The 26,137-nt window shown below is 68.0% G+C and carries 23 protein-coding genes; 19 read left to right on the top strand and 4 right to left on the bottom strand.

Going from position 1 to position 26,137, the window contains the following annotated elements:
* Window positions 1-33 precede the first annotated feature (33 nt).
* The 5 genes from ubiU to EV678_RS10805 all read left to right on the top strand — a co-directional run bounded on the left by ubiU (window position 34) and on the right by EV678_RS10805 (window position 5,122).
* Complete coding sequence (gene ubiU / locus EV678_RS10825) at window positions 34-1,047, top strand: ubiquinone anaerobic biosynthesis protein UbiU (protein WP_130459545.1); 1,014 nt, start codon at window positions 34-36, stop codon at window positions 1,045-1,047.
* A gap of 17 nt (window positions 1,048-1,064) precedes the next feature.
* Window positions 1,065-1,976 carry a U32 family peptidase gene (locus EV678_RS10820; protein ID WP_014236069.1) on the top strand — a complete coding sequence of 304 codons (912 nt, stop codon included), beginning with the start codon at window positions 1,065-1,067 and terminating at the stop codon, window positions 1,974-1,976.
* 1 nt (window position 1,977) lies between these two features.
* Window positions 1,978-2,475 carry a ubiquinone anaerobic biosynthesis accessory factor UbiT gene (gene ubiT / locus EV678_RS10815; RefSeq protein ID WP_130459544.1) on the top strand — a complete coding sequence of 166 codons (498 nt, stop codon included), beginning with the start codon at window positions 1,978-1,980 and terminating at the stop codon, window positions 2,473-2,475.
* A gap of 185 nt (window positions 2,476-2,660) precedes the next feature.
* A complete protein-coding gene (locus EV678_RS10810; protein WP_130459543.1) occupies window positions 2,661-4,688 on the top strand; it encodes a methyl-accepting chemotaxis protein in 2,028 nt (675 codons plus the stop codon).
* Window positions 4,689-4,786: 98 nt separating this feature from the next.
* Window positions 4,787-5,122 (top strand): hypothetical protein, encoded by a 336-nt coding sequence (locus EV678_RS10805; RefSeq protein ID WP_130459542.1) that lies wholly within the window; start codon window positions 4,787-4,789, stop codon window positions 5,120-5,122.
* A 54-nt stretch (window positions 5,123-5,176) separates the two neighbouring features.
* On the opposite strand, the gene nfi is transcribed toward EV678_RS10805, so the two are convergent.
* Together nfi and EV678_RS10795 are read right to left on the bottom strand one after the other, a co-directional pair.
* The gene (gene nfi / locus EV678_RS10800; RefSeq protein ID WP_130459541.1) at window positions 5,177-5,830 is read right to left on the bottom strand and encodes a deoxyribonuclease V; all 654 of its coding nucleotides are present in this window, start codon (window positions 5,828-5,830) and stop codon (window positions 5,177-5,179) included.
* 9 nt (window positions 5,831-5,839) lie between these two features.
* Window positions 5,840-7,000: an alkaline phosphatase family protein gene (locus tag EV678_RS10795; RefSeq protein WP_130459540.1), complete on the bottom strand. Its 1,161-nt coding sequence runs from the start codon at window positions 6,998-7,000 to the stop codon at window positions 5,840-5,842.
* Window positions 7,001-7,138: 138 nt separating this feature from the next.
* Between EV678_RS10795 and EV678_RS10790 the strand changes: the two genes are divergently transcribed.
* Window positions 7,139-8,428 (top strand): sensor domain-containing diguanylate cyclase, encoded by a 1,290-nt coding sequence (locus EV678_RS10790; protein WP_165397503.1) that lies wholly within the window; start codon window positions 7,139-7,141, stop codon window positions 8,426-8,428.
* Window positions 8,429-8,501: 73 nt separating this feature from the next.
* Here the strand turns inward: EV678_RS10790 and EV678_RS10785 are convergent, their stop codons facing one another.
* A complete protein-coding gene (locus EV678_RS10785; protein ID WP_130459538.1) occupies window positions 8,502-10,331 on the bottom strand; it encodes a PHA/PHB synthase family protein in 1,830 nt (609 codons plus the stop codon).
* Between the two features lie 18 nt (window positions 10,332-10,349).
* On the bottom strand, window positions 10,350-11,384 hold the full coding sequence (locus tag EV678_RS10780) for an MBL fold metallo-hydrolase (RefSeq protein ID WP_130459537.1): 1,035 nt from the start codon (window positions 11,382-11,384) through the stop codon (window positions 10,350-10,352).
* Window positions 11,385-11,620: 236 nt separating this feature from the next.
* Between EV678_RS10780 and EV678_RS10775 the strand changes: the two genes are divergently transcribed.
* From EV678_RS10775 to EV678_RS10715, 13 genes are all read left to right on the top strand, one after another.
* Window positions 11,621-12,091 carry a MerR family transcriptional regulator gene (locus tag EV678_RS10775; protein ID WP_014236079.1) on the top strand — a complete coding sequence of 157 codons (471 nt, stop codon included), beginning with the start codon at window positions 11,621-11,623 and terminating at the stop codon, window positions 12,089-12,091.
* 85 nt (window positions 12,092-12,176) lie between these two features.
* Entirely contained in the window at window positions 12,177-12,641 is a 465-nt protein-coding gene (locus EV678_RS10770) for a PaaI family thioesterase (protein ID WP_130459536.1), read from the top strand.
* Window positions 12,642-12,791: 150 nt separating this feature from the next.
* Entirely contained in the window at window positions 12,792-13,964 is a 1,173-nt protein-coding gene (locus EV678_RS10765; protein ID WP_130459535.1) for an isovaleryl-CoA dehydrogenase, read from the top strand.
* A 70-nt stretch (window positions 13,965-14,034) separates the two neighbouring features.
* Window positions 14,035-15,216 carry an acetyl-CoA C-acetyltransferase gene (locus tag EV678_RS10760; RefSeq protein WP_130459534.1) on the top strand — a complete coding sequence of 394 codons (1,182 nt, stop codon included), beginning with the start codon at window positions 14,035-14,037 and terminating at the stop codon, window positions 15,214-15,216.
* An 85-nt stretch (window positions 15,217-15,301) separates the two neighbouring features.
* Window positions 15,302-16,438: an acyl-CoA dehydrogenase gene (locus EV678_RS10755; protein ID WP_014236083.1), complete on the top strand. Its 1,137-nt coding sequence runs from the start codon at window positions 15,302-15,304 to the stop codon at window positions 16,436-16,438.
* 87 nt (window positions 16,439-16,525) lie between these two features.
* Window positions 16,526-17,128 carry a 2-hydroxychromene-2-carboxylate isomerase gene (locus EV678_RS10750; RefSeq protein WP_130459533.1) on the top strand — a complete coding sequence of 201 codons (603 nt, stop codon included), beginning with the start codon at window positions 16,526-16,528 and terminating at the stop codon, window positions 17,126-17,128.
* Between the two features lie 116 nt (window positions 17,129-17,244).
* Window positions 17,245-17,829: an LOG family protein gene (locus EV678_RS10745; RefSeq protein WP_130459532.1), complete on the top strand. Its 585-nt coding sequence runs from the start codon at window positions 17,245-17,247 to the stop codon at window positions 17,827-17,829.
* 132 nt (window positions 17,830-17,961) lie between these two features.
* The gene (locus tag EV678_RS10740; protein WP_130459531.1) at window positions 17,962-19,569 is read left to right on the top strand and encodes a carboxyl transferase domain-containing protein; all 1,608 of its coding nucleotides are present in this window, start codon (window positions 17,962-17,964) and stop codon (window positions 19,567-19,569) included.
* Window positions 19,570-19,589: 20 nt separating this feature from the next.
* Complete coding sequence (locus tag EV678_RS10735; RefSeq protein WP_130459530.1) at window positions 19,590-20,381, top strand: enoyl-CoA hydratase/isomerase family protein; 792 nt, start codon at window positions 19,590-19,592, stop codon at window positions 20,379-20,381.
* A gap of 63 nt (window positions 20,382-20,444) precedes the next feature.
* A complete protein-coding gene (locus EV678_RS10730; protein WP_130459529.1) occupies window positions 20,445-22,448 on the top strand; it encodes an acetyl/propionyl/methylcrotonyl-CoA carboxylase subunit alpha in 2,004 nt (667 codons plus the stop codon).
* A 188-nt stretch (window positions 22,449-22,636) separates the two neighbouring features.
* Window positions 22,637-24,937: a putative bifunctional diguanylate cyclase/phosphodiesterase gene (locus EV678_RS10725; protein WP_165397502.1), complete on the top strand. Its 2,301-nt coding sequence runs from the start codon at window positions 22,637-22,639 to the stop codon at window positions 24,935-24,937.
* Window positions 24,938-24,955: 18 nt separating this feature from the next.
* The gene (locus EV678_RS10720; protein WP_014236090.1) at window positions 24,956-25,864 is read left to right on the top strand and encodes a hydroxymethylglutaryl-CoA lyase; all 909 of its coding nucleotides are present in this window, start codon (window positions 24,956-24,958) and stop codon (window positions 25,862-25,864) included.
* A 62-nt stretch (window positions 25,865-25,926) separates the two neighbouring features.
* A complete protein-coding gene (locus EV678_RS10715) occupies window positions 25,927-26,130 on the top strand; it encodes a DUF1289 domain-containing protein (RefSeq protein WP_130459527.1) in 204 nt (67 codons plus the stop codon).
* The last annotated feature ends 7 nt before the right edge of the window (window positions 26,131-26,137 follow it).

Genomic DNA, 26,137 nt, shown 5'->3' with positions numbered 1-26,137 from the left:
ACTCCCGGCTTCCCCGGATTCCCCATTTTTGCCATGTCGAACAATCCCTTGCCCGAACTGGTCTGCCCCGCCGGCAGCCTGCCGGCGCTCAAAGCCGCCGTCGATAACGGCGCCGACACCGTCTACCTGGGCTTCAAGAACGACACCAACGCCCGCAACTTCGCCGGCCTCAATTTCGATGAGAAGACCATGGCCGAAGGGCTGCATTACGCCCAGAGCCGCGGCAAGGAAGTGCTGCTGGCCCTCAATACCTATGCCCAGCCCGGCCGCGTGCAGGCCTGGCGGGAGGCGGTGGACGTGGCCGCCGGCCTCGGCGTGGACGCCCTGATCCTGGCCGACGTGGGCCTGCTGGCCTATGCCCGGGAGAAATATCCGGACCTCAACCTGCACCTCTCCGTGCAGGGTTCCGCCACCAATTACGAGGCGGTCAATTTCTGCCACAAGGAATTCGGCATCCGCCGCGCCGTGCTGCCCCGGGTGCTGACCCTGGCCCAGGTGGAGCACGTCATCAAGAACACCCCGGTGGAGATCGAGGTCTTTGGCTTCGGCAGCCTCTGCGTCATGAACGAGGGCCGCTGCTGGCTCTCTTCCTACGCCTGCGGCGAATCCCCCAACACCGTCGGCGCCTGTTCCCCGGCCAAGTACGTGCGCTGGGAAAAGAATCCGGGCCGCATGGACGCCCGCCTCAACGGCATCCTCATCGACAGCTACGGCGACCAGGAAAACGCCGGCTACCCGACCCTGTGCAAGGGCCGCTTCGAAGTCCAGGGCGAGACCTACTACGCCCTGGAGGAACCCACCTCCCTCAACGTCCTCTCGGTGCTGCCGGAGATCGTCAAGATCGGCGTCCGCGCCATCAAGGTCGAAGGCCGCCAGCGCAGCCCGGCCTACGTCACCCAGGTCACCCGCACCCTGCGCGCCGCCCTGGACAGCCTCAAGGACGGCAACGACCGCTACAGCGTCAAGCCTTCCTGGCAGGCCGAACTGACCAAGGTTTCCGAGGGCCACCAGGCCACCCTGGGCGCCTACAACCGGCCCTGGCGCTGAGAGAGGAAAGCACGAACATGACCATGAAACTCTCCCTCGGCCCCCTGCTGTGGTTCTGGCCCAAGCAGGAAGTGATGAATTTCTACGCCTCCATGCTGGAGACGCCCCTGGACCGCATCTACCTGGGTGAAGTGGTGTGCTCCCGCCGCCAGCAGCTGCGCACCAGCGACTGGATCGGCCTGGCCAGGGACCTGGCCGAATCGGGCAAGGAAGTGGTGATCTCGGCCCAGGCCCTGCTGGAATCGGAAAGCGACCTGAAGGCCCTGCGCCGTCTGGTGGAGGAGGGCAACTGCTCCCTCGAGGCCAACGACCTGGGCGCCGTCAGCCTGGCCCGGGAAAAGCAGCTGCCCTTCGTCTGCGGTCCCCACCTCAACATCTACAACGAATCGGCCCTGGCCTACTTCGCCGGCCTCGGCGCCAAGCGCTGGGTGCCGCCCCTTGAGGCGACCCGGGAACTGGTGCAGACCCTGCACCAGGCGCGTCCGGCAGGCATGGAGACGGAAGTCTTCGCCTTCGGCAAGATTCCCCTGGCCTTCTCCGCCCGCTGCTTCACCGCCCGGCACTACAACCTGAACAAGGACGACTGCCAGTTCAAGTGCCTGGACCACAGCGAGGGCCTGACCCTGCTGACCCGGGAAAAGCAGCCCTTCCTGGTCATCAACGGCATCCAGACTATGTCGGCCCAGACCTACAGCCTGCTGCACCTGATGCCCGAACTGTCGCAGATGGGCATCGACGCCGTGCGCATCAGCCCCCAACCGGCGCATACTGCCGCCATCGTCGCCGCCTTCGAGCGCGCCCGCCGCGGCGAAGAGGTGGCGGAACAGCCGCAGTGGGCCGAGCACGGCCTGTGCGACGGCTACTGGTTCGGCCGCGCCGGCATCGACCTGGCAGCGGCGGCCACCACCGAACTGCATGCAGGAGCCTGACATGAGCCACTTCACCATTCCCACCTTCAAGCTGCCCGAGTTCGTCGCCAAGATCGGCGCCCACCTGCCCCAGTGGCCCCACGCCCTGGCCCTGGTCTCCGGCCTCAACACCGCGGCCAAGCTGAAGCTGCTGCCGGAAGACAGCCTGCAGAGCCTGGCGGGCAAGACCTTCCTGGTGGCGGTGAACGACACCGGCGGCGAAGCCCGCTTCACCTACGCCAACGGCTGGTTCCGTCCCGTCTTCGGCGCCGCCGGCGAGCCCGACCTGACCTTCCGCGCCGACCTCTCCGCCTACCTGCAGCTGGTCAGCCGCCAGGAGGACCCGGACACCCTGTTCTTCAATCGCCAGCTCTCCATCGAAGGCGACACCGAACTGGGCCTGGTGGTGAAGAACATGCTCGACGCCATCGAGTGGCCCCCCAGCGTCGGCCGCATTCCCGGCCTGGAGCGGCTTTCCGCCCTGGTGGCCACCCTGCCCGGCAGAAGCCACCACGCTTGAATCTTCAGCCTGCCATGTCCAGGAGCGAGGATTGACGCCGCTCATGGCCTAGGCAACCCCAAGATGCCCGTCCCGCCTTATTGGCAGACGGGCATTGTCGTTAACATCATTACAAACGCATTTCATCGGCGTGACACATTGGGCCGTTAACCTGAAAAAAGTCACACTTTTTCGGACCGGACTCCATGAAAGCGCTCTTCGCCCCTGCCGCCTGGCTGGTTGGCCGCCTCTCCTACCGCCAGAAGCTCCTGGCCACCGGCGCCCTGTTCGCCCTGCCCCTGATCCTCCTCGGCGGCCTGCTGCTGGCGGACCGCCAGAGCGCCCTGGCCGAGCTGGAGCAGGAGCGGGCCGGGCTGGCCCTGCAGCTGCCGGCCCTGGAACTGATGCTGGCGCTGCATGATCTGCACGGCGCCTTCCAGGGCGCCGCCGCCGGCGAGGCGGATTTCCAGCAGCGTCTGCCCCAGCGCAAGGCCGCCGTGGAACAGGCCCTGGCCCGGGTCGGCAAGCTGGCCCAGGAACAGGCCGGCGCCCTCGGTCCCGCCCCGGCCTGGGCCGACCTGCAGGGCCGCTGGCAGGCGGTGGCGGCCCTGCGCCCGGAAGACGAGGCGGACGGCGGTCTCGAGGCCTATCTGGAACTGTCCCAGCTGAGCCGCCAGTGGCTCGGCCAGATCTCCGACGGCAGCCGCCTGCGCCGGGACGGCGACGTGGCCGCCGCCGCCCTGGTGGACACCCTCTCGGTGAAGCTGCCGCTGCTGGTGGAAAGCCTGGGCCTGGCCCGGGATGCGGGCCTCGGCGCGGTGGCGCGCAAGCGCCTCAAGTCGGGCCTGCGCAACCGGCTGACGGTGGTGCGCGGCGGCCTGGAGCCCCTCATCGGCTGGACCCTGGAGAACGTGGACAAGGCCGCCCAGCTGCGGCCCGGGCTGAAGGCCGGCCTGGAAGGCCCGGCGGGCAATGTCGGCACCGCCTCCCTGGGCCTGCAGGAAGTGCTCACCACCAAGGTCATCGACACCACCGACTTCGACATCGGCGCCGCCGAATACGCCGCCCGGGGCGACGTGGCCATGGCCGCCGTGCTGGACCTGGCCCGGGCCCTGACCCCGGCCATCGACGGTCTCCTGGCGGAGCGCCAGGGCAGGCTGCTGCTGGTGCGCAACCTGGTGCTGGGGGGGCTCGCCCTGCTGCTGCTGGTGATCGTCTACGGCTTTACCGGCGCCTACATCTCCATCATGCGCGGCATCCACAGCCTGCGCGGCGCCGCCGCCGTGATGGCCGGCGGCGACCTGCGGGCCCGGGTGGAGCTGGTCTCCGGCGACGAGGTGGCCGAGGCCGGGCACAGCTTCAACCACATGGCGGAAACCTTCGCCGGCCTCATCCGCGGCAACGGCCAGGCGGCCCGCGCCGTGGTGGAGGCCAGCGACAACCTGGCCCGGGCCAGCCAGCAGGTGGAACACGCCTCCGGCCGCCAGAGCGAGGCCGCCGCCCGCACCGCGGCGGCGGTGCAGCAGATGAGCGTCAGCGTCGCCGAAGTGGCGGAACACGCCCGGGAGACGGCGCGCATGACCGAGGAGGCGGACGCCGCCGCCGGCCGCGGCGCCGTCCAGGCCGAGGCCGCCGCCGCCGACATGGCCGGCGTGGTCAGCGGCGTGCGCGAGAGCGTGCAGCTGATCCAGAGCCTGGAGGAGCGCAGCCGGGAAATCGGCAAGGTGGTGCAGACCATCCAGGAGATCGCCGACCAGACCAACCTGCTGGCCCTCAACGCCGCCATCGAGGCGGCCCGGGCCGGCGAGCACGGCCGCGGCTTTTCCGTGGTGGCCGACGAGGTGCGCAAGCTGGCCGACCGCACCGGAGTCTCGACCCGGGAGATCGGCAGCACCATCAGCGCCATCCAGCAGGACATCCACCAGGCCGTGGCCGGCATGGACGACAACAGCGCCCGGGTGGACGGCAGCACCCGCCGGGTGGAGGAGCTGTCCCGCAGCCTGGCGGAAATCCGCCATGCCGTGGGCCGTTCCGCCGAACACGTGCGCGACATCGTGGATGCCACTGCCGGCCAGCGCGACGCCAGCACCGAGATCGCCCGCAACATCCAGGAGATCGCCGACATGGCCGAGGAGAACCACGCCGCCATCCGCGCCTCCAGCCAGGCCGTGGCCGAGCTGGGCACCCTGGCCGTGGGCCTGACCGACTCGGTTGCCGGGCTGGTCACCGACTGAGGCTTGCGGCAACGGGTCGCGGGGAACCCCCGGCCCCTTTTGCTATTCTTAGGAACAGGTGCCGCCGGCCGGCGGCGCCGTTTCTGCGGGAGGGCATCATGGGCATGTTGCATCGTCTGCCGGGCAGCCGGCGGGAAGCCTCGGGCTTCGAATGGACCCTGCTGCGCAAGCTGCCCCGCATCGCCCTCATCGGCACCCTGCTGCCGGCCCTGGCCGCCCTGGCCATGCGCCTGGTGCCCCTGGAAGGCTCCCTGGCCCAGGTGGAGAAGCAGTTGCAGACGGCCGACATCCTGGCCATCAGCGTCGTCGTCCTGCACTGGACCCTGGTGTTCACCCTGGCCATCGCCTGCATCATCGTGGTCCTGATGAAGGGCCACGGCTACGTGGCCGACGCCTACGAACTCAACGATGCCGAGCAGCCGGCCCGGGACTAGCCGCCCGGCGCCGTTTCCCTTTCATCTCTTCCTTGTAGCGGCGCGGCGCCGGCCTCAGCCCGAGGCCAGGCGGTGGGCCTGGCGCGTCGTTTCCGGCAGCCGGTAGCGGGGCGTGCAGGCCAGCACCAGCTCGATGGCGGTGGCCAGGCTGACCCGGTGGCCGATGGAGATATACAGGGGCAGGCAGCCGCGGCGGCTGCGCAGCACGGCGCCGATCACTTCGCTGCCGCCCCGCCTGTCCCACAGGGGCACCCAGTCCCCCTTCTCCGGCCCCACGGCCTCGTGCCAGCCGGTGAGCCGGCTTTTGCCGACGCCGATGCTGGGCACATCAAGCAGCACTCCCAGGTGGCTGGCGATGCCCAGCCGGCGCGGGTGGGCGATGCCCTGACCGTCGCACAGGAGGAGGTCCGGTAGGGCCTCCAGTTGCCCCAGGGCCGCCAGCACCCCCGGCCCTTCGCGGAAGGAGAGCAGACCGGGCACATAGGGAAAGGTGGTGGGCACCCGGGCCACCGCCTGGGCCGCCGGCGTCAGGGCGGGGAAGTCGAGCACCGCCACGGCGGCCCGGGTGACGGCGCCGCCGTCCTCGAAGCCCACGTCCACCCCGGCCACCCGTCGCAGGGGGCCGAGCCGGTCCTGCCGTTCCACCCGGGCTGCCAGTTCCAGCTGCAGCGCCCGGGCCTGGGCCGGGCTCAGGTTCCACGGGTGCATGGGCGCAGCCTAGGGCCGGGCCACCAGCAGGGGCACCCGCATTTCCGCCGGGCTGAGGCCGCCGTGGTGGCCGATCAGGGTGTAGGGCGTCTCCCCGGGCAGGGTGTCGTGGATGACCCAGTCGTCGGCCATGAGCAGGGCGTAGTCGCCGATGCGGGCCGCCAGTTCCGGGTGGCAGGGGCCGGGCCCGAACCAGCCTTCGGCCAGCAGCTGTTCCCGGGGCACGGCCCGGGCCGCATGGGTCAGGTGCTGGCGCACGTAGGCCTCGAACACGGGGGCCTTGCCCGGCTTCAGGTAGCACCAGGCAGCCCGTCGTTCGCCGCAGAGGGGCAGGGCCAGGCATTCGGCCAGCAGGGGATGGTCGGCCAGGGCGATCTGCCGCTCCGGCGGGCAGTCGATGAAGCCGTGGTCGGCGGTGACCAGGACCAGGGTGTCGCTGCCCCGGATCTGCTCGAGCCAGGCGCAGAAGGCCGTGGCGAAGGCATCCACGGCGGCCAGGGCCTGGGGACTGCGGCAGCCGTGTTCGTGGGCGGCGCTGTCGTAGTCGGGCCAGTAGCCGTAGACGAACTTGCGGCCGGCCTTGGCGGTGAGCTGCCCGAGGGCGGCGAAGAGGCCGTCGAGCCCGTGGTAGGGCTGCTTCACGGCGCCCCGGCTGTGGTAACGGTTGAAGGGGCTGTCGGCGATGAAATGGGGCGACACCACGTAGCTGGTGCGGTCCATGGACTGGTACAGGGTGTCGTGCCGGAACAGGCGCTGGGGCAGCTCGGCCCGGGGCGGCAGGGGCTCCGCCAGGGGCGCGCCGGGACGGGCGCTGAGGGGCAGGATGGCGAGCAGGGCGCCTACTTCCCGCAGCCACATGTGCCAGCCGGTGAGGCCGTGCCGGCTGGGAGGCAGGCCGGTCATGAAGGTGGGAATGGCGGCGGCGGTGGTGCTGGGAAAGACCGAGGTGAGATGGCCGCGCAGATAGGGGGCCAGGGGCCCGGGGCGCTCCGCCAGCAGGTCGTAGCCGAGGCCGTCCACCACCAGCAGCACCAGGTTGCTGAAGGCGGCCAGGCGGGCCGGGGGCAGTTCGGCCAGGGGCGGGCAGGGGCTGGCCGAGCTGCCGCAGGCCCGGGCCAGGGAGGCCATGAGGTTGGCGATGCTGCCGCCGTCGTAATCGGGAAGGTACATGTGTGTTTCCGTGCTGCCGTTTCCTTTCAGGCTAGCACGGCGGCGCCTGCCGTGCAGAAACCGGAGAGGAGGAATACCATGTCCTCAGGCTGCCGCCTCGGCAAAGAAAGGCAGCCGCAAAAATGGGGGGCCCCACAGATGAAGAAGCGTATCGCTGACGACACTTCGCTGCTGCAGGCGATCTACGACAGTTCCAGCGTCGGCATCTTCCTGCTCGACATGAGCGGGCGCATCGTCCACGCCAACCGGCGCATGGCCGACCTCTTCCGCTACACCCTGGAGGAGTTGATGGGTAGCGAGTATGTGAGTCTGATCCATCCCCTGGAACGGGAGGCGGGGCGGCAGAACATGCTCAACACCATGGCCCGGGGCGTCGGCCATGTGGACGTGGAGCGCCTCTACCGGCGCCGGGACGGCAGCGAGTTCTGGGGCAACCTCACCGGCAAGGCTCTGGTGGACGCCAACGGCCGCACCACCGGCCTGGTGGGCAACATTGCCGACATCGACCAGCGCAAGCGCACCGAATGGGAGCTGGCCGCCAGCCAGGAGCGCTTCGAGCGCCTTGCCCGCACCGTCCCCTGCGTGCTCTACGACTACATCCTGCACGGCGACGGCGACAGCCGTTTCCTCTACCTCAACTCCCGCTGCGAGGAAATCTTCGAAGTGCCGGCCGAGGTGCTGATGGCCAACATGGAGTGCTTCTGGCAGCTGGTGCATCCGGAGGACCTGCCCCGCCTGCGCCAGGAGGAGCAGGCCGCCAACCGCAGTGCCAGCCAGTTCAGCAGCGAGATTCGCATCCTCACCCCCTCGGGGCGGCAGAAGTGGCTGCGCCTCTCGTCTCGCCCCAACGTCATCGAGCCGGGCCAGTCGGCGGTGTGGAGCGGCTTCATGCTGGACATCACCCAGGCCAAGCAGCTGGAGGACGAACTGCGCCAGCTGGCCACCACCGATGCCCTCACCGGGCTATGCAACCGGCAGAGCTTCCTGCGCCTGGCCGAACAGGAGATGGCCCGCTTCAACCGGGCCGGCAATCCGGCCTCGGTGCTGATGCTGGACCTGGATTACTTCAAGCACATCAACGACACCTACGGCCATGGCGTCGGCGATGCGGTGCTGCGGGACTTTTCCCGCCGCACCGGCATCCTGCTGCGCCAGGTGGACCTCTTCGGCCGCATCGGCGGCGAGGAATTCTGCATCCTTTCCCCCGATACCGACCAGGATGGCGGCCTCGCCCTGGGCCAGCGCCTGTGCCAGACCATCGCCGGCCAGCCGGCCCACTGTAACGGCCTCACCATCGCCTACACGGTCAGCATCGGTGTCACCGGCTTCCGGGCCGGCGATCCGAATTTCGATGCGGTGCTGGCCCGGGCCGACAGCGCCCTTTACCAGGCCAAGCGCCACGGCCGCAACCAGGTGGCCCAGATGTAGGCGGAGCCGGCCGGCACGCCGGCTGAAAAAAAAGGGCGCCGTCGGCACCCTTTGCTTTTGCGGCCTGCCAGGATCAGGCCGATTCCTTCTTCTGGGTGTCGAGCCGGAACTTGACGTAGGAGCCGGGGGCCTCCTCGAGCACCTTGAGGCTGCCGGCGCCGGGCTTGCGCGCCGCCACCTTCTTGCCGCCGTCCAGGCTGGTGACCCATTCGTTCCAGTCGGTCCACCAGGAACCCGGATGCTGGGTGGAGCCGGCCAGGAAGTCGTCGGCGGTGGCGGGGAGCTTGGCGGCGTCGTTGATCCAGAAGCCGTACTTGTTGGCGGCCGGCGGATTGACGATGCCGGCGATGTGGCCGGAGCCGCCGAGAACGAAGCGCACCGGGCCGGAGAACAGCTTGGCCCCCAGGTAGGTGCTCTTCCACGGGGCGATGTGGTCTTCCACGGTGGAGATGAAGTAGGCGGGCACCTTGATCTTGGAAATGTCGATGGGCACCCCGGCGATGCTGATGCCGCCCGGCTCCTTCAGCTTGTTGGCCATGTACATGTTGCGCAGGTAGAAGCTGTGCATGGCGTAGGGCATGCGGGTGGAGTCGCTGTTCCAGTAGAGCAGGTCGAAGGGGAAGGGGTCCTTGCCCAGCAGGTAGTTGTTCACCACGAAGGACCAGATGAGGTCGTTGGCCTTCAGCAGGTTGAAGGTCATGGCCATCTCGCTGCCTTCCAGATAGCCCCGCTCGGCCATCTTGTGCTCCAGGCTGGAGACCTGCTGCTCGTCGATGAAGACGCCCAACTCGCCCGGATTGGAGAAGTCGATCATGGTGGTGAAGAAGGTGGCGGAGGCCACCCGGTTGTCCTTCTTCGCCGCCATGTAGGCCAGGGTGGTGGCCAGCAGGGTGCCGCCGATGCAGTAGGCGGCCACGTCGATCTGCTTCTCGCCGGTATCCTTTTCCACGGCGGCGATGGCCGCCAGGGTGCCCTCGGTGACGTAGTCCTCGAAGGTCTTCTGGGCCAGGTGGGCGTCCGGATTGACCCAGGAGATGATGTAGGTGGTGTGGCCCTGGTCGGTGGCCCATTTCACCAGGGAGTTTTTCTCGCGCAGGTCCAGGATGTAGAACTTGTTGATCCAGGGCGGCACGATCAGCAGGGGCTTCTTGTACTGCTCCTTGGTGGTGGGCTCGTACTGCACCAGCTGGAACAGGTCGTTCTGGAAGACGACCTTGCCCGGGGTGGTGGCCACGTTCTTGCCCAGCTCGAAGGCGCTGGTGTCGGTCATGCGGATGCGCAGCTGGCCGTCGCCGGCTTCGATGTCCTGCAGCAGGTTGTTGAGGCCCTTGACCAGGTTCTGGCCGTGGCTCTTCACCGTCTCGCGGAACACTTCCGGATTGGTGAAGGCGAAGTTGGAGGGGGACAGGGCGTCCACATACTGGCGGGTGTAGAAGGCCACCTTCTTCTGGGCTTCGTCCGGCAGGCCCTCGACGCAGCACACGGTGTCGTGGATGTGGCGGGAGGCAATGAGGTAGGACTGCTTGATGTAGTCGAAGAGGAAATGCTGTTCCCAGTCCTCGTCGTGGAAGCGCTTGTCGCCCTTGGCCGGTGCGGCGATGGGCTGGATCGGCATGCCCATCATCTTGAGCATGGAGCCCTGCCACAGGGAGAAGTAGTCCCACATCATGTTCATCTGGGTCTGGGCCAGCTTGTAGGGATTGGCCAGCAGGCGCGAGGACAGGTCCATGAAGGCCTTGGCGATGCCCATCTCGTCACTGGGCGGATTGATGCCCTCGGCGGCCTTCTTTTCCATGAACTGGGTCAGCAGGCGGGAGGCGCGCTGGGCCACTTCGGCGTAGGACTTGGCCAGCTCGGCCGGGTTGGGGAGGTTGTGGTCTTCCTGTTGGGTCTGCTGCGACATCGTGAATCCCCTTCTTGGTCAATGCGTGGTTTGTTTCCGGACATACCGGAGAATGCCGTCCGCGCCCTGCTGGCAGGTGAGGCGGCCGGATTGCTCCAAGTAATTCAGGTGGGCGATGGCCTCGCCCATGGCGAACATGGTCTGGTGGGTGTCGAGGGCCCGCGGGAACAGGGCGGCGAGCAGCTCGGCGGCGCTACGGGGTTCGCTGCAGTTCTCCTCCAGCACGGCCAGGCGTTCGTCGTGGTGCCCGTGCAGGTCGTCCACCCGCTGGCGGATGCCCTTGAAGGGCAGGCCGTGGGAGGGCAGCACAAGGGATTCGTCGGAGCATTCCCGGGCGAAGCGGGTCAGGGAATCCAGGTAATGCTCCAGGGCGTTGTCCCGGGGGGTGACCGCATAAACGCTGATGTTGGTGGAAATTTTCGGCAACAGCATGTCACCTGAAATTAACACGTTGGAATCAGCACAGTAAAGGGACATGTGCTCGGGCGAATGGCCGTGGCCGACGATGACCTGCCAGCGCCGGCCGCCGATCTCCAGGGTGTCGCCGTCGAACAGGCGGTGGTAGGTCTGGGGCATGGCCGGCACTCCCTTGCGATAGCCGTTGCCCCGCTGCTCCAGGGCGGCGCAGCGCTCCGCGTCGAGGCCGTGCACGCGGAACTGGGCCAGCATAGGGGCGGTGCCGTGGCCGCCGATTTCGTGCCAGACGGCGTGGCCGGTCAGGTATTCGCCGGCGGTCATGTACAGCGGGGCGCCGGAGCGCTCCTGCAGCCAGGTGGCCAAGCCCAGGTGATCCGGGTGGAAATGGGTGACGACGATGCCGGTGATGGGGCCGTCGAGGCCGGCCAGGACGGCTTCCCAGATGGCCTGGATGTCGGGCAGGCCGAAGCCGGTGTCTACCACCACCCAGCCGTCGCCGTCCCGCAGCAGCCACAGGTTGATGTGGTTGAGGACGAAGGGCAGGGGCATGCGCAGCCAGAGGATGCCGGGCGCCACTTCCAGGGTGGTGCCGGGGGCCGGGGGCTCGGAAAAGGGCAGGTGCAGCGATGGTTTCATGGACAGGAGTGGGGTGGCAGGGGCGTTATTGGAGTTTTTAACTATACCCCGGTACAAGGGCCATTGAAGCCCAGTTCCCTTACGCCAACATGACAGGCGGCTGGTCCCGGGGCGATCCCGGCCGGCCTTTGGCGGCGGCGGGTATCCGTCGTATCGATTGAAAAATGGCGGGGCATCTGTTTAACTCTCCCGTCACTTTTCCCAACCCGCCCCACTTTCTCCGGAGATGCGCCGACGTGAGCACCGTTAGCGAAGCGGCCGAGCCTGCTGCCGCCACCCCGACCTTCACCATTTCGGACCTGGCCCGGGAGTTCAACATCACGCCCCGCACCATCCGCTTCTGGGAGGACCAGGGCCTGCTCGCGCCCAACCGGGAAGGGCGCAACCGGGTCTATACCAAGCGTGACCGCACCCGCCTCAAGCTGGCCCTGCGGGGCAAGCGCCTGGGCCTGTCCCTGGCCGAGATCCGGGACCTGATCGACATGTACGACGTGGCCCGGGACGAGACCGACCAGCTGACCCGCCTGCTCGACGTGCTGTCGGAACGGCGGGCCGCCCTGGAGCAGCAGCGGGAGGACATCGAGGCCGTTCTGGCCGAGATCGAGACCATCGAAGCCGTCTGCCGCGAGCATCTGGTGGAGGCCGAAGCCCTGGAAAAGGCCGGCCGCAGCCAGGGAGCGGCCAGCGCCGGCAAGGCGGCCGGCTGAAGGTTTTCAGCGGTAGTTGACGTTTACGTCAACGTAACATTCAATAGCATCCCAGAGAGCGCAACAATGCGCCGGAGGAGACCAGATGCACCACCCCAGCGATCCGGATTTCGCCACCCGCGTGCGGGACAGCTTCCACCGCCAGCAGGCCATGGCCCTGATCGGGGCCACCATGCCGGTGGTGGAGGCGGGCTACACGGAGATCCACCTGCCCCACAAGCCGGAGGTGACCCAGCAGCACGGCTTCATCCACGGCGGCGTGGTCGGCATGATTGCCGATTCCGCCGCCGGCTATGCCGCCAACACCCTGACGCCCGCCGACGCCAGCGTGCTGACGGTGGAATACAAGATGAACCTGCTGGCCCCGGCCGACGGGGAACTGCTCATCGCCCAGGGCACGGTGCTGAAATACGGCCGCACCCTGACCGTGACCCGGGCCGAGGTGTTTGCAGTGAAAGACGGCAAGAAGACCCTGTGCGCGGTCATGCAGCAGACCATCATGACCATGCACGGTAAAAAAGAAAAACATGAGACAAGCCACAAGGAATAAGCCGTAACAAGCGGTATCACAAAACAATTCCTTTTCCAGGCCGCTCGTGGCGCGAAGCCAAGCCGAAGACAGTGCGAACAGCACGGCGAGGCGAAGGCGACAAAGCCACGGGTGGTCTGGGAAAGGAAAAAATCCAAAGGAGCGAGACAAATGCACATTCCCAGCCTGGACTTCGGCCACGGTGAAACCATCGAGATGCTGCGCGACACCGTGCGCGCCTTCGCAGCAAAGGAAATCGCCCCCCGGGCGGCCCAGATCGACAGGGACAACGAGTTCCCCGCCGACCTGTGGCAGAAATTCGGCGACCTGGGCCTGCTCGGCATGACCGCCGAGGAGGAATACGGCGGCACTGCCATGGGCTACCTGGCCCACATCGTGGCCATGGAGGAAATCTCCCGGGCCTCCGCTTCCGTGGGCCTCTCCTACGGCGCCCACTCCAACCTGTGCGTGAACCAGATCCGCCGCAACGGCACTGCGGCCCAGAAGGCCAAGTACCTGCCCGGCCTGATCTCCGGCACGCAGGTCGGGGCCCTGGCCATGTCCGAGCCCAATGCCGGTTCCGACGTGGTCTCCATGAAGCTCAAGGCGGAGAAGAAGGGCGACCGTTACGTCCTCAACGGTTCCAAGATGTGGATCACCAACGGCGGCGATGCCGACACCCTGGTGGTGTACGCCAAGACCGACCTCAACGCCGGCGCCAAGGGCATGACCGCCTTCATCGTGGAAAAGGGCTTCAAGGGCTTCAGCCACGGCACCCACCTGGACAAGCTGGGCATGCGCGGCTCCAACACCTTCCCCCTGTTCTTCGACGACTGCGAGGTGCCGGAGGAGAACGTTCTCGGCGGCGTCGGCAACGGCGCCAAGGTGCTGATGAGCGGCCTCGACTACGAGCGGGCCGTGCTCTGCGGCGGCCCCCTGGGCATCATGGCGGCCTGCATGGACGTGGTGCTGCCCTACCTGCACGAGCGGGAACAGTTCGGCACCCCCATCGGCGAATTCCAGCTGATGCAGGGCAAGCTGGCCGACATGTATTCCACCTGGCAGGCCACCCGGGCCTACGTCTATGCCGTGGGCCAGGCCTGCGACCGGGCCGACCATGCCCGCAGTCTGCGCAAGGACGCCGCCGGCGCCATCCTCTACTCCGCCGAAAAGGCCACCTGGATGGCCGGCGAGGCCATCCAGACCCTGGGCGGCGTCGGTTACACCAACGAATACCCCACCGGCCGCCTGTGGCGCGACGCCAAGCTCTACGAGATCGGCGCCGGCACCAGCGAGATCCGCCGTATGCTGATCGGCCGGGAGCTATTTGCCGAAACGGCATGAAACTGAATCCGGCCGTCGGCCTGGCGGTGCCAGGCGGGCGGTCGGAGATTCTTTAACCTAGGAGAGCACTATGTCTGACCCCATCGTCATCGTTTCCGTTGCCCGCACCCCCATGGGCGGCTTCCAGGGCGACTTCAACAGCCTGACCGCACCCCAGCTCGGCGCCACGGCCATCAAGGCCGCCGTCGAACGGGCCGGCATCAAGCCGGAACAGGTGGAAGAGGTGGTGTTCGGCAACGTGCTGCAAGCCGGCGTCGGCCAGGCCCCGGCCCGCCAGGCCGCCCTGGGCGCCGGTCTGCCCCTCTCCGCCGGCTGCACCACCATCCACAAGGTGTGCGGCTCCGCCCTCAAGTCCGTGATGATGGTGCACGACAGCCTGCTGGCCGGCTCCTACGAGATCGGCGTCGCCGGCGGCCAGGAATCCATGTCCAACGCCCCCTACCTGCTGCCCAAGGCCCGCGGCGGCTATCGCCTGGGCCACGGCCAGCTGCTGGACCACATGTTCTTCGACGGCCTCGAGGATGCCTACCAGAAGGGCCGCCTGATGGGCACCTTCGCCGAGGAATGCGCCGAGTCCTACGGCTTCACCCGCGAAGCCCAGGACGAGTGGGCCATCCAGTCCACCGTGCGCGCCCAGAAGGCCATCAAGGAAGGTCTGTTCAAGTGGGAAATCGCTCCCGTCACCATCGCCGGCAAGAAGGGCGATGTGGTGGTGGACCAGGACGAGCAGCCCCTGAAGGCCCAGATCGAAAAGATCCCCGCCCTGAAACCCGCCTTCAAGAAGGATGGCACCGTCACCGCCGCCAACTCCTCCTCCATCTCCGACGGCGCCGCCGCCCTGGTGCTGATGAAGGAATCCAAGGCCAAGGCTCTGGGCCTTTCCCCCATCGCCAAGATCGTCGGCCACACCACCCACGCCCAGGAACCCAACCTGTTCACCACCGCCCCCGTCTTCGCCATGGAAAAGCTGATGCAGAAGACCGGCTGGAACGTGGCCGACGTGGACCTGTGGGAAATCAACGAAGCCTTCGCCGTGGTCACCATGGCCGCCATCAAGGACCTCAAGCTGGACCCGGCCAAGGTGAACGTGCACGGCGGCGCCTGCGCCCTGGGCCACCCCATCGGTGCTTCCGGCGCCCGCATCCTGGTGACCCTGATCGGTGCCCTGAAGCAGTACGGCAAGAAGAAGGGCGTCGCCTCCCTGTGCATCGGCGGCGGCGAAGCCGTGGCCGTTGGCGTGGAAATGTTCTGAGACGGGCCCTGCCTGTCCCATTGATGCAAACCGCGGCGCCCGTCCGGGGCGCCGCGCCGAAAACGACAAGACGGAGTAGTAGCAAATGATTCTGACGCAGGAACAGGAAATGATCCGCGACTCCATGCGCGCCTTCGCGCAGGAGCGTCTGGCCCCCTTCGCCGCCGAATGGGACAAGAACCACACCTTCCCCGCCGAAGCCCTGAAGGAACTGGGCGAGCTGGGTGCCATGGGCATGTGCGTGCCCGAAGAGTGGGGCGGTGCCGGCATGGACTACATGAGCCTGGTGCTGACCCTGGAAGAAATCGCCGCCGGCGACGGCGCCACCTCCACCATCGTCTCGGTGCAGAACTCCCTGGCCTGCGGCATCACCCAGAAGTACGGCACCGACCAGCAGAAGGAAGAATGGCTCAAGCCCCTGGCTCGTGGCGAGAAGCTGGGCTGCTTCTGCCTGACCGAACCCCACACCGGCTCCGATGCGGCCGCCATCACCACCCGGGCCGACCGGGACGGCGACCATTTCGTGCTGAACGGCGTCAAGCAGTTCATCACCACCGGCAAGCACGCCCACATGGCCATCGTTTTCGCCGTCACCGACAAGGCCGCCGGCAAGAAGGGCATCTCCTGCTTCCTGGTGCCCACCGACACCAAGGGCTTCATCGTCGGCCGCACCGAGGAGAAGATGGGCCAGCACGCCTCCGACACCGTGCAGATCATTTTCGAGGATTGCCGCGTGCCCGCCTCCGCCCTGCTGGGCAAGGAAGGCGAGGGCTACAAGATCGCCCTCTCCAACCTGGAAGCCGGCCGCATCGGCATCGCCGCCCAGTCCATCGGCATGGCCCGGGCCGCTTTCGAGGCCGCCGTGCGCTACGCCAAGGAGCGGGTCACCTTCGGTCAGCCCATCATCGAGCACCAGGCCGTCAATTTCCGCCTGGCCGACATGAACACCCTGCTCGACGCCGCCCGCCTCATGGTGTGGCGCGCCGCTGCGTTGAAGGATGCGGGCAAGCCCTGCCTCAAGGAAGCCTCCATGGCCAAGATGTTCGCCTCCGAGGCTGCCGAGAAGATCGCTTCCGACGCCATCCAGATCCACGGCGGCGTCGGCTACACCAGCGACTTCCCGGTGGAGCGCATCTACCGTGACGTGCGCATCAGCCAAATCTACGAAGGCGCCAACGACATCCAGCGTCTGGTGATCGGCCGCAGCATCGCTCAGGAGTAAGCAGTACCGGCAACACCGGGGCGCCACCCTACAATAACGACGGCGCCCCGCACCCCAACCCCACGGAGCAACAACAGGAGCATGGCCATGGCCGAGCCTTTGGAGTTCTACTTCGACTTCTCCTCTCCCTACGCCTACCTGGCCAGCGAGCAGATCGACGCCCTCGCCGCCCGGTACGGGCGCCAGGTAAAATGGCGGCCCATCCTGCTCGGCGTGGTCTTCAAGGCCACCGGCAGCGCCCCCCTGACCGAGATTCCCCTCAAGGGCGACTATTCCCGGCGGGACTTCGACCGCTCGGCCCGCTACCTCGGCCTGCCTTTCCGCTTTCCCAGCAAGTTCCCCCTGCCTACCCAGGCTGCGGCGCGGGCCTATTACTGGCTGCACCAGCAGGACTGCGCCCAGGCCCGGGCCTTTGCCCATGCCGTCTTCCGCGCCCTCTTCGTGCACGACCGGGACATCTCCGATACGGCCGTGGTGACCGAGCTGGCCGTCCAGGCCGGCGCCGATCCGGCGGCCCTGGCTGCCGCCATCCAGAGCGAGGAAATGAAGGCCCGGCTGCGCCAGGAGTGCGACACCGCCATCGCCCGCGGCGTCTTCGGCGCCCCCTTCATCTTCATCGACGGCGAGCCCTTCTGGGGCGCCGACCGCCTGCCCCAGATCGAACGCTGGCTGGCTCACGGCGCCTTCTGAGCATTTGTCGTGTCCGTCATGACTTTCCACCCCCCGGCAACTGCTTCCGCCATGGCCCCTACCTGCCGCCTCGCGCTATGCTTGCCCGCTTTGGCTTCATCCAAGGTGGAAAGTACATGAAACGAATTTGCGTCTTTTGCGGTTCCAGCTTCGGCAACCGTCCCGAATACCGCCAGGCCGCCGAAGGCCTTGGCACCCTGCTGGCCCGGGAGGGCCTGGAACTGGTCTACGGCGGCGGCAACGTCGGTCTCATGGGGGCCGTGGCCGATGCCTGCATGGCCGCCGGCGGCAGCGTCACCGGTGTCATTCCCCAGTCCCTGATGGACAAGGAGGTCGGCCATCCGGGGCTGACGCGCCTGGAGGTGGTGGATTCCATGCACACCCGCAAGGCCCGCATGGCCGAACTGGCCGATGGCTTCATCGCCCTGCCCGGCGGCTTCGGCACTTTCGAGGAGTTGTGCGAAATCCTCACCTGGGCCCAGCTCGGCTTCCACGGCAAGCCCGCCGCCATCCTCGACGTTGCGGGTTATTACGCGCCGCTGCTGGCCCTGTGCGACCGGGCCCGGGACGAGGGTTTCGTGCGGGAAGTGCATCGCAACCTGCTGCTGGCCGATACCGATCCCGCCGCCCTGCTCAAGCGCATGGCCGCCTATGAACCCCCCAGCGTCATCAAGTGGGTGGAAAAGGAAGGTCAGCTCTAGCCATGAGCCTGCTCCGCGCCCTTTCCCTGCCGGCCGCCTTGTCGGGGCCGTGCCGAAATGGAGCGGTGGCTGTCTCCTGGCCGGGGCTGCAACTTGTCCGCATCCACCCCGAACTATAAGAAGCGAGGAGACATGAGCATACTAAAAACCCAACTCAATCCCCGGTCCGAGGACTTCCAGCACAACGCCGATGCCATGGCGGGGCTGGTGGCGGACCTGCGCCAGCAGATGGCCCGCATCGCCCTGGGCGGGCCGGAGGCGGCGCGGCAGAAGCACATCGCCCGGGGCAAGCTGCTGCCCCGGGAGCGGGTCAGCGCCCTGCTGGACCCGGGCACTCCCTTCCTGGAGATCGGTCAACTGGCGGCCCACGGCATGTACGGCGGCGACGTGCCGGCTGCCTCGGTGATCGCCGGCATCGGCCGGGTCAATGGCGTGGAGTGCATGATCGTCGCCAACGACGCCACGGTGAAGGGCGGCACCTACTACCCCATGACCGTGAAGAAGCACCTGCGGGCCCAGGAGATCGCCCTGGAGAACCGCCTGCCCTGCATCTACCTGGTGGATTCGGGCGGCGCCTTCCTGCCCATGCAGGACGAGGTCTTCCCGGACAAGGAGCACTTCGGCCGCATCTTCTTCAACCAGGCCAATCTCTCGGCCCAGGGCATTCCCCAGATCGCCGCCGTGATGGGCTCCTGCACCGCCGGCGGCGCCTACGTGCCGGCCATGTCCGACGAGTCCATCATCGTCAAGGAGCAGGGCACCATCTTCCTCGGCGGCCCGCCCCTGGTGAAGGCCGCCACCGGCGAGGTGGTGACGGCGGAGGACCTGGGCGGGGCCGACGTGCATACCCGGGTCTCCGGCGTCGCCGACCATTACGCCGAGAACGACCAGCACGCCCTGGCCATCGCCCGGCGCATCGTCAAGAACCTCAACTGGCAGAAGCAGCCCTCGGTCAGCCTCTGCGAGCCGGTCGAGCCCCTCTATGCCGCCGAGGAGCTGTACGGCGTCATCCCCACCGACACCAAGAAGCCCTTCGATGTGCGCGAGATCATCGCCCGCATCGTGGACGGTTCCGACTTCGACGAATTCAAGGCCCGCTACGGCACCACCATCGTCTGCGGCTTCGCCCGCATCTGGGGCTACCCGGTGGGCATCGTCGCCAACAACGGCATCCTCTTTTCCGAATCGGCCTTGAAGGCCGCCCACTTCATCGAGCTGTGCGCCCAGCGCAATATCCCCCTGGTGTTCCTGCAGAACATCACCGGCTTCATGGTGGGGCGCAAGTACGAGAACGGTGGCATCGCCCGGGACGGGGCCAAGATGGTGACCGCCGTGGCCACCGCCAAGGTGCCCAAGTTCACCGTGGTCATCGGTGGCTCCTTCGGTGCCGGCAACTACGGCATGTGCGGCCGGGCCTACTCTCCCCGCTTCCTCTGGATGTGGCCCAACGCCCGCATTTCGGTGATGGGCGGCGAGCAGGCTTCCAGCGTGCTGGCCACGGTCAAGCGGGACGGCCTTGAAGCGGCGGGCAAGCAGTGGAGCGCGGAGGAGGAGGAGGAATTCCGCCGCCCCATCCGGGAGCAGTACGAAACCCAGGGCCACCCCTACTACGCCAGCGCCCGCCTGTGGGATGATGGAATCATCGACCCGGCGGACACCCGCCGGGTGCTGGGCCTGGGGCTCTCGGCGGCCATGAATGCGCCGGCGGAAGAGACCCGGTTCGGCGTATTCCGCATGTAACGCACAGGGAGAACAAGACCATGACCTTCAGCTCCATCCTCATCGAAGTGGACGGCCCCGTCGGCATCCTCACCCTCAACAAGCCGGACCGCCACAACGCCTTCGACGAGACCCTGATGGCGGAAATCACCGCCGGCTTAAAGCAGCTGGAAGCCGACCCGGCGGTGCGGGTGGTGGTGCTCTCCGCCACCGGCAAGAGCTTCTGCGCCGGGGCCGACCTCAACTGGATGAAGCGGGCCGCCGGCTACACCCCGGAGCAGAACCTGGCCGACGCCGGCAACCTGGCGGAACTGCTGCGCACCCTCAACACCCTGGCCAAGCCCACCGTGGCCCGGGTCCAGGGCCCCGCCTACGGCGGCGGGGTCGGCCTGGTGGCCGCCTGCGACGTGGCGGTGGCCAGCTACGACGCCATGTTCGCCCTGACGGAAGTGAAGCTGGGCCTCATTCCCGCCGTCATCAGCCCCTACGTCATCGCCGCCCTGGGCGAGCGCCAGTGCCGCCGCTACTTCCTCACCGCCGAGCGTTTCTCCGCCGCCGAAGGCTACCGCCTGGGGCTGCTGCACGAGATCGTGCCGAGCGAGGAGCAGTTGGACGAGGCAGTGGGCGAGATCGTGGACAAGCTGCTGAAGAACGGCCCCGCCGCCCAGGCCGCGAGCAAGGAGCTGATCCGGGCCGTGGCCAACCAGCCCATCGACGATGCCGTGATCGCCGACACCACCCGGCGCATCACCGCCATGCGGGCCTCGGCGGAAGGCCGGGAAGGCATCGCCGCCTTCCTGGAGAAGCGCAAGCCCCACTGGATCACCGACTGAAGCCGCACCCCACCCCAACATGCCCAAGCCCCCGCGCCTAGACGGGGGCCCGGAGGAGACAAGATGTTCAGCAAGATCCTGATTGCCAACCGCGGCGAGATTGCTTGCCGCGTCATCAAGACCGCCCGCCGTCTGGGCATCCGCACCGTGGCCGTCTATTCCGAGGCCGATGCCAACGCCCGCCATGTGCGCCTGGCCGACGAGGCGGTGCTGCTGGGCCCGGCTGCGGCGCGGGAATCCTACCTGGTGGCCGAGAAGATTCTCGACGCCGCCCGGCGCACCGGCGCCCAGGCCATCCACCCGGGCTACGGCTTCCTCTCCGAGAACGCCGATTTTGCCGAGGCCTGTGCCGCCGCCGGCGTCGTCTTCATCGGCCCGCCCGCCTCGGCTATCCGCGCCATGGGCTCCAAGAGCGCCGCCAAGGCGCTCATGGAAAAGGCCGCCGTGCCCCTCACCCCGGGCTACCACGGCGACAACCAGGAGCCGGAATTCCTCAAGCAGCAGGCCGACGCCATCGGCTACCCGGTGCTGATCAAGGCCGCCGCCGGCGGTGGTGGCAAGGGCATGCGCCTGGTGGACAAGGGCGAGGACTTCATCGCCGCCCTGGCCTCCTGCCAGCGGGAGGCCCGTTCCTCCTTCGGCAACGACCAGGTGCTGGTGGAGAAGTACATCACCCGGCCGCGCCACATCGAAATCCAGGTCTTCGGCGACAGCCAGGGCAACTGCGTCTATCTCTTCGAGCGGGACTGCTCGGTGCAGCGCCGCCACCAGAAGGTGCTGGAAGAGGCCCCGGCGCCGGGCATGACGCCGGAGCGCCGCCGCCAGATGGGCGAGGCCGCCGTGGCCGCCGCCAAGGCCGTCGGCTACGTCGGTGCCGGCACCGTGGAATTCATCGCCAACCAGGACGGCTCCTTCTACTTCATGGAGATGAACACCCGCCTCCAGGTGGAGCACCCCGTCACCGAAATGATCACCGGCCAGGACCTGGTGGAATGGCAGCTGCGGGTCGCCGCCGGCGAAGCCCTGCCGCTGCGCCAGGAGCAGCTGCAGATCCGCGGCCATGCCCTGGAGGCCCGCATCTACGCCGAGGACGCGGGCAAGGGCTTCCTTCCCTCCACCGGCCGCCTGCTGCACCTGGTGCCGCCGGCCGAGGGCCTCAATGTGCGGGTGGACACCGGCGTCGAGGAGGGCGACGAGATCACGCCCCACTACGACCCCATGATCGCCAAGCTGATCGTCTGGGACGAGGACCGGGAGGCCGCCCTGGCCCGCATGCGCCAGGCCCTGGCCGACTACCGGGTGGTGGGCGTCACCACCAACATCGACTTCCTCTCCCGTCTGGTGTCCTGCCCCGCCTTCGCCGGCGCCGACCTGGACACGGGCCTGATCGAGCGGCAGCAGGACTTCCTCTTTCCCGAGAGCCCGGAAGTGCCGCGGGACGTCATCCTCACCGCCACCGTGGCCGAGCTGCTGCGGGAGCGGGAACAGGCGGCCCAGCAGGGCCGGCGCAGCGGCGACCCCTGGTCGCCGTGGAACCGGCGCGACGGCTGGCGCATGAACATTGCCGCCCGCCGCACCGTCAGCTTCCGGGTCGGCGAGACCCAGGTGGACGTGGGCGTGGCCTATGCCGGCGAGGACTGGCAGCTGACCCTGCGCAACGACACGCTGCTGGCCCGGGGCCGCCTGCTGGCCCACGACCGGCTGGCGGTGGAGCTGGAAGACCGGCGCCTGATGGCCAGCGTGGTGGCGGTGGCGGAGAAGCGCCACGTCTTCCTCAACAGCGGCACCTACGTCATCGAGCGCCACGATCCCCTGCACCTGGTGGAAGCCGGCGGCGCCCAGGGCGGCGGCCTCACCGCCCCCATGCCGGGCAAGGTGGTGGCCTTGCTGGCCCAGCCGGGGCCGGTGGCAAAGGGAACGCCCCTGCTGATCCTGGAGGCCATGAAAATGGAGCACACCATCACGGCGCCGAAGCAGGGCAATCTCAAGGGCTTCCGCTATGCGGTTGGCGAGCAGGTGGCCGACGGGGCCGAGCTGGTGGATTTCGCGCCGGAAGCGTCGGCCTGAACGGAGCATACCCCGGAGATCGGCGACAGTAGCCATTCTCCGGGGATGGTGCCGCAACAATAAGGCTTGGCGCGTGTCCCGGGGCTGCTATGATGGCGGATAGTCTTCGCCGGTTTTGCACCCCAGGAACGGGGCCCTGGTCCGCCCGCCCCTTGAGCCGTTCAGGTTTCCTCAGGTATGCCGTCACCATGCTGAAAAAACTTGCCAGACTGTTCCTCCTCCACGAGCCGGAAGCGCCCGAACTGGGCGAGCCGGTGTGGCGACAGAGTGCGCTGCGCATCATCCTCATCTCCGGCATCTGCCTCGAGTTCCTGGTGGCGGCCCACAGTTCCTGGCAGGCCATCGGCCTCGGGCTGTACCACATCCCCGTCATCGTCACCGGCTTCTACCTGCTGCTGGCCGCGGCCATCTATGCCGCCCTGCGCAACGTGCGCCTGGGTGCCGGCTTCCTGCTGCTCACCATCTATGCCGCCAGCCTGCACATCCTCTTTTTCGTCGACGTCTTCGAGATAGCCAAGCTCGGCATCATCTTCGCCTACAGCGCGCCCCTGGTGGCCCGCCTGTTCTTCGGCATGCGCTCGGCCGTGCTCATGATGCTGCTCAACACCCTGCTCTTCGCGGTGCTGCTGCGCAACGAGCCCCTGCTCAATCCCCTGGGGCCCCAGTACTCCATCACCCTGCCCGAGAGCCACGCCTACATCCAGACCCTGGTCTTCCTCTTCTTCAACCTGTGCGTGCCCCTGGCCGTCTTCCGCGCCCTCCAGGCCCTGGAATTCCGCGGCGTGCAGCTGGCGGTGAGCAACCAGCGGCTGTCCCGCAGCAACAGCGTCTTCCGCGACATGTTCGACCACTCCGGCATGGCCCTGCTCATCTGCGGCCGCGGCGGCCACATCATCAAGGCCAACACCCAGGCGGCCCAGCTCCTGGGGGTGAGCAGCGAGCAGCTGGAAGAGGGGCAGAACATGCAGCGCTACCTGGGCATCTGGGGCCGCAAGCCGGAGGAGCTGGGGGGCGAGCGCCAGGTGCGGCGCCCCGACGGCCAGCTGCGCTGGGTCACGGTGCAGCCCCGGCGCCTGGAGCACGACGGCAATTTCCTGGTCATCCTGCGGGACGACACCCCCCTGCGGGAAGCCAAGCTGGCCCTGGCCCGCAGCGCCGCCAACGCCTCCTACCTGGAACTGCACGACACCCTCACCGGCCTGCCCAACCGGCAATACCTGCGCCAGCGTTTCGAGGAACTGGGCCAGGCGGGGGAGGAGCGGGCCTGGGCCCTGCTCAACCTGCGCCTGACCAATCTGCGGGCGGTGAACGACCGCCTCGGTCCGGCCATCGGCGACGCCCTGCTGCGGGCCTACGGCCAGGCCCTGGCGGAGCACCTGCCGGCCGACGCCTTCCTGGCCCGCACTGCCGGGGTGACCTTCGCCCTGCTGCTGCCCCTGGAGCCGGGGGAGGCGCCAGAGGCACGGGCCCGGGGCCTGCTGCAGCAACTGCCCCGGGAGCTGGCCCTGCCCGACAGCGGCCTGGCGGTGCCGGTGCCGGTGGCCGTCGGCGTCACCGCGGCGCGGCTGGATGAGGGGGCGGACGAGGCCCTGCAGCGGGTGCAGACGGCCCTGGAGCTGGCGCGCAACCTGCCCGAAGGCAGCGTCGCGGTGCTGGATCAGGAAATGGAGCAGCGCCACCACCGCCAGCTGGATCTGGAACTGGCCCTGCGGGAACTGGACGACAGCGGCCTGGAGCTGGTGTACCAGCCCAAGTGCCTGGCCGACGGCAAGGTGCTGGGCTTCGAGGCCCTGCTGCGCTGGCAGCATCCGCGCCTGGGGGCGGTGAGCCCGGCGGAGTTCATTCCCCTGGCGGAGCGCACCGGCCTCATGCACCGTCTCACCGATTTCGTCCTGGAGCAGGTGTGCCGCCAGCTCCAGCGCTGGCAGGGCGAAGGCTGCCGCCTGCTGCCGGTGGCCATCAACCTGTCGGCCCTGGACATCGTCCGTCCCGACATCGTGCACCGCCTGGGGGAGACCCTGGCCCGGCACCACATTCCGCCGGCCCTGGTGGAGATCGAGATCACCGAGACCGGCCTCATCCGCGACGAACGGCTGGCGGTGGAGAATGCCCAGGCCCTGCGGGAGCGGGGCTTCGCCCTGCTCATCGACGACTTCGGTACCGGCTATTCCTCCCTCTCCAAGCTCAACGAATTCCCCGTCTCCGCCATCAAGATCGACCGCTCCTTCATCGCCGACCTGCCCGGCCAGGAGAAGAAGGCCCTGATCGTCAAATCCATCCTGTCCCTGTCCCGGGTGCTGGGCTGCGCCACCGTGGCCGAAGGGGTGGAGACCCGGGAGCAGCTCGACTTCCTCACCGCCCTGGGCTGTACCGCCTACCAGGGCTATTACTTCCACCGTCCCCTGCCGGCCACCACCGCCGGCGGCCTGCTGGAGCGGCAGCCGGGGCCCGCCCCCGGCGAGGCCCTCATGTCGCCCCAGCCGGCCTGACCCTAGCGGAGACTGACCATGCCCCTACCCACCCACGTCAAGATCGTCGAGGTCGGCCCCCGGGACGGCCTGCAGAATGAAAAGCAGGTGGTGCCCACGGCGGTGAAGATCGAACTGATCGAACGCCTGGCCGCCGCCGGCCTGCCGGCGGTGGAGGCCACCTCCTTCGTTTCCCCCAAGTGGGTGCCCCAGATGGGGGACAACAGCGAGGTGCTGCGCGGCATCCGCCAGCAGCCCGGGGTCGCCTACCCGGTGCTGACCCCCAACCTGAAGGGCTTCGACTCGGCGGTGGAGGCCGGGGCCACCGAGGTGGCCATCTTCGGTGCCGCCTCCGAGGCCTTTTCCCAGAAGAACATCAACTGCTCCATCGCCGAAAGCCTGAAGCGCTTCGAGCCCATCGTGTCCGCCGCCTCGGCCCTGGAAATCAAGGTGCGGGGCTACGTCTCCTGTGTCGTCGGCTGTCCCTACGAGGGCGCCGTGGCGCCGGAGAAGGCCGCCGAAGTGGCGAAGATCCTCTACGACATGGGCTGCTACGAAGTCTCCCTGGGCGACACCATCGGCGTCGGCAATCCGGCCAGCGTTTCCCGCCTGCTGGAGGCCTGCGCCCGCCACGTGCCCATGGCCAAGCTCGCCGGCCACTACCACGACACCTACGGCATGGCCGTGGCCAATATCTACGCTTCCCTGCAGCTGGGCCTGGCGGTGTTCGACGCCTCCGTCGCCGGCCTGGGCGGCTGCCCCTACGCCAAGGGCGCCTCGGGGAACGTGGCCACGGAAGACGTGGTCTATCTGCTTGAGGGCCTGGGCATCAGCACCGGCATCGACCTGCAGCGGCTGGTGGAAGCCGGCGCCTTCATTTCCGCCCACCTGGGGCGGGAGTCCGCCTCCAAGGCCGCCCGGGCCCTGCTGGCCAAGTGCGCCGGCTGAAACGGAACCCCCCGTAGCGGGCCGGGTCTACCCCGGCCCCTTTTTTGTCGGACGAGACTGTCATGGCCGTTGCCTCACCCTGCATCAACATCTGCCAGATGGATGCCGCCTCCGGCCTGTGCCGGGGCTGCCTGCGCACCCTGGAGGAAATCGCCGCCTGGGCCGGTGCCGCGGACGAAGCGCGCCTGGCCGTGCTGGCCGCGGTGGAAGCGCGCCGGCAGGCCCAGGAATCCCCTGCTGCTGCCGTCGGCAGCGGCCATCAGTGAGCCTGCC

The sequence above is a fragment of the Azospira oryzae genome, assembly GCF_004217225.1.
Lineage (GTDB): Bacteria > Pseudomonadota > Gammaproteobacteria > Burkholderiales > Rhodocyclaceae > Azospira > Azospira oryzae.
The sequence above is the reverse complement of the archived record's forward strand: the minus strand, read 5'-3'. Positions and strand labels throughout refer to the sequence as shown.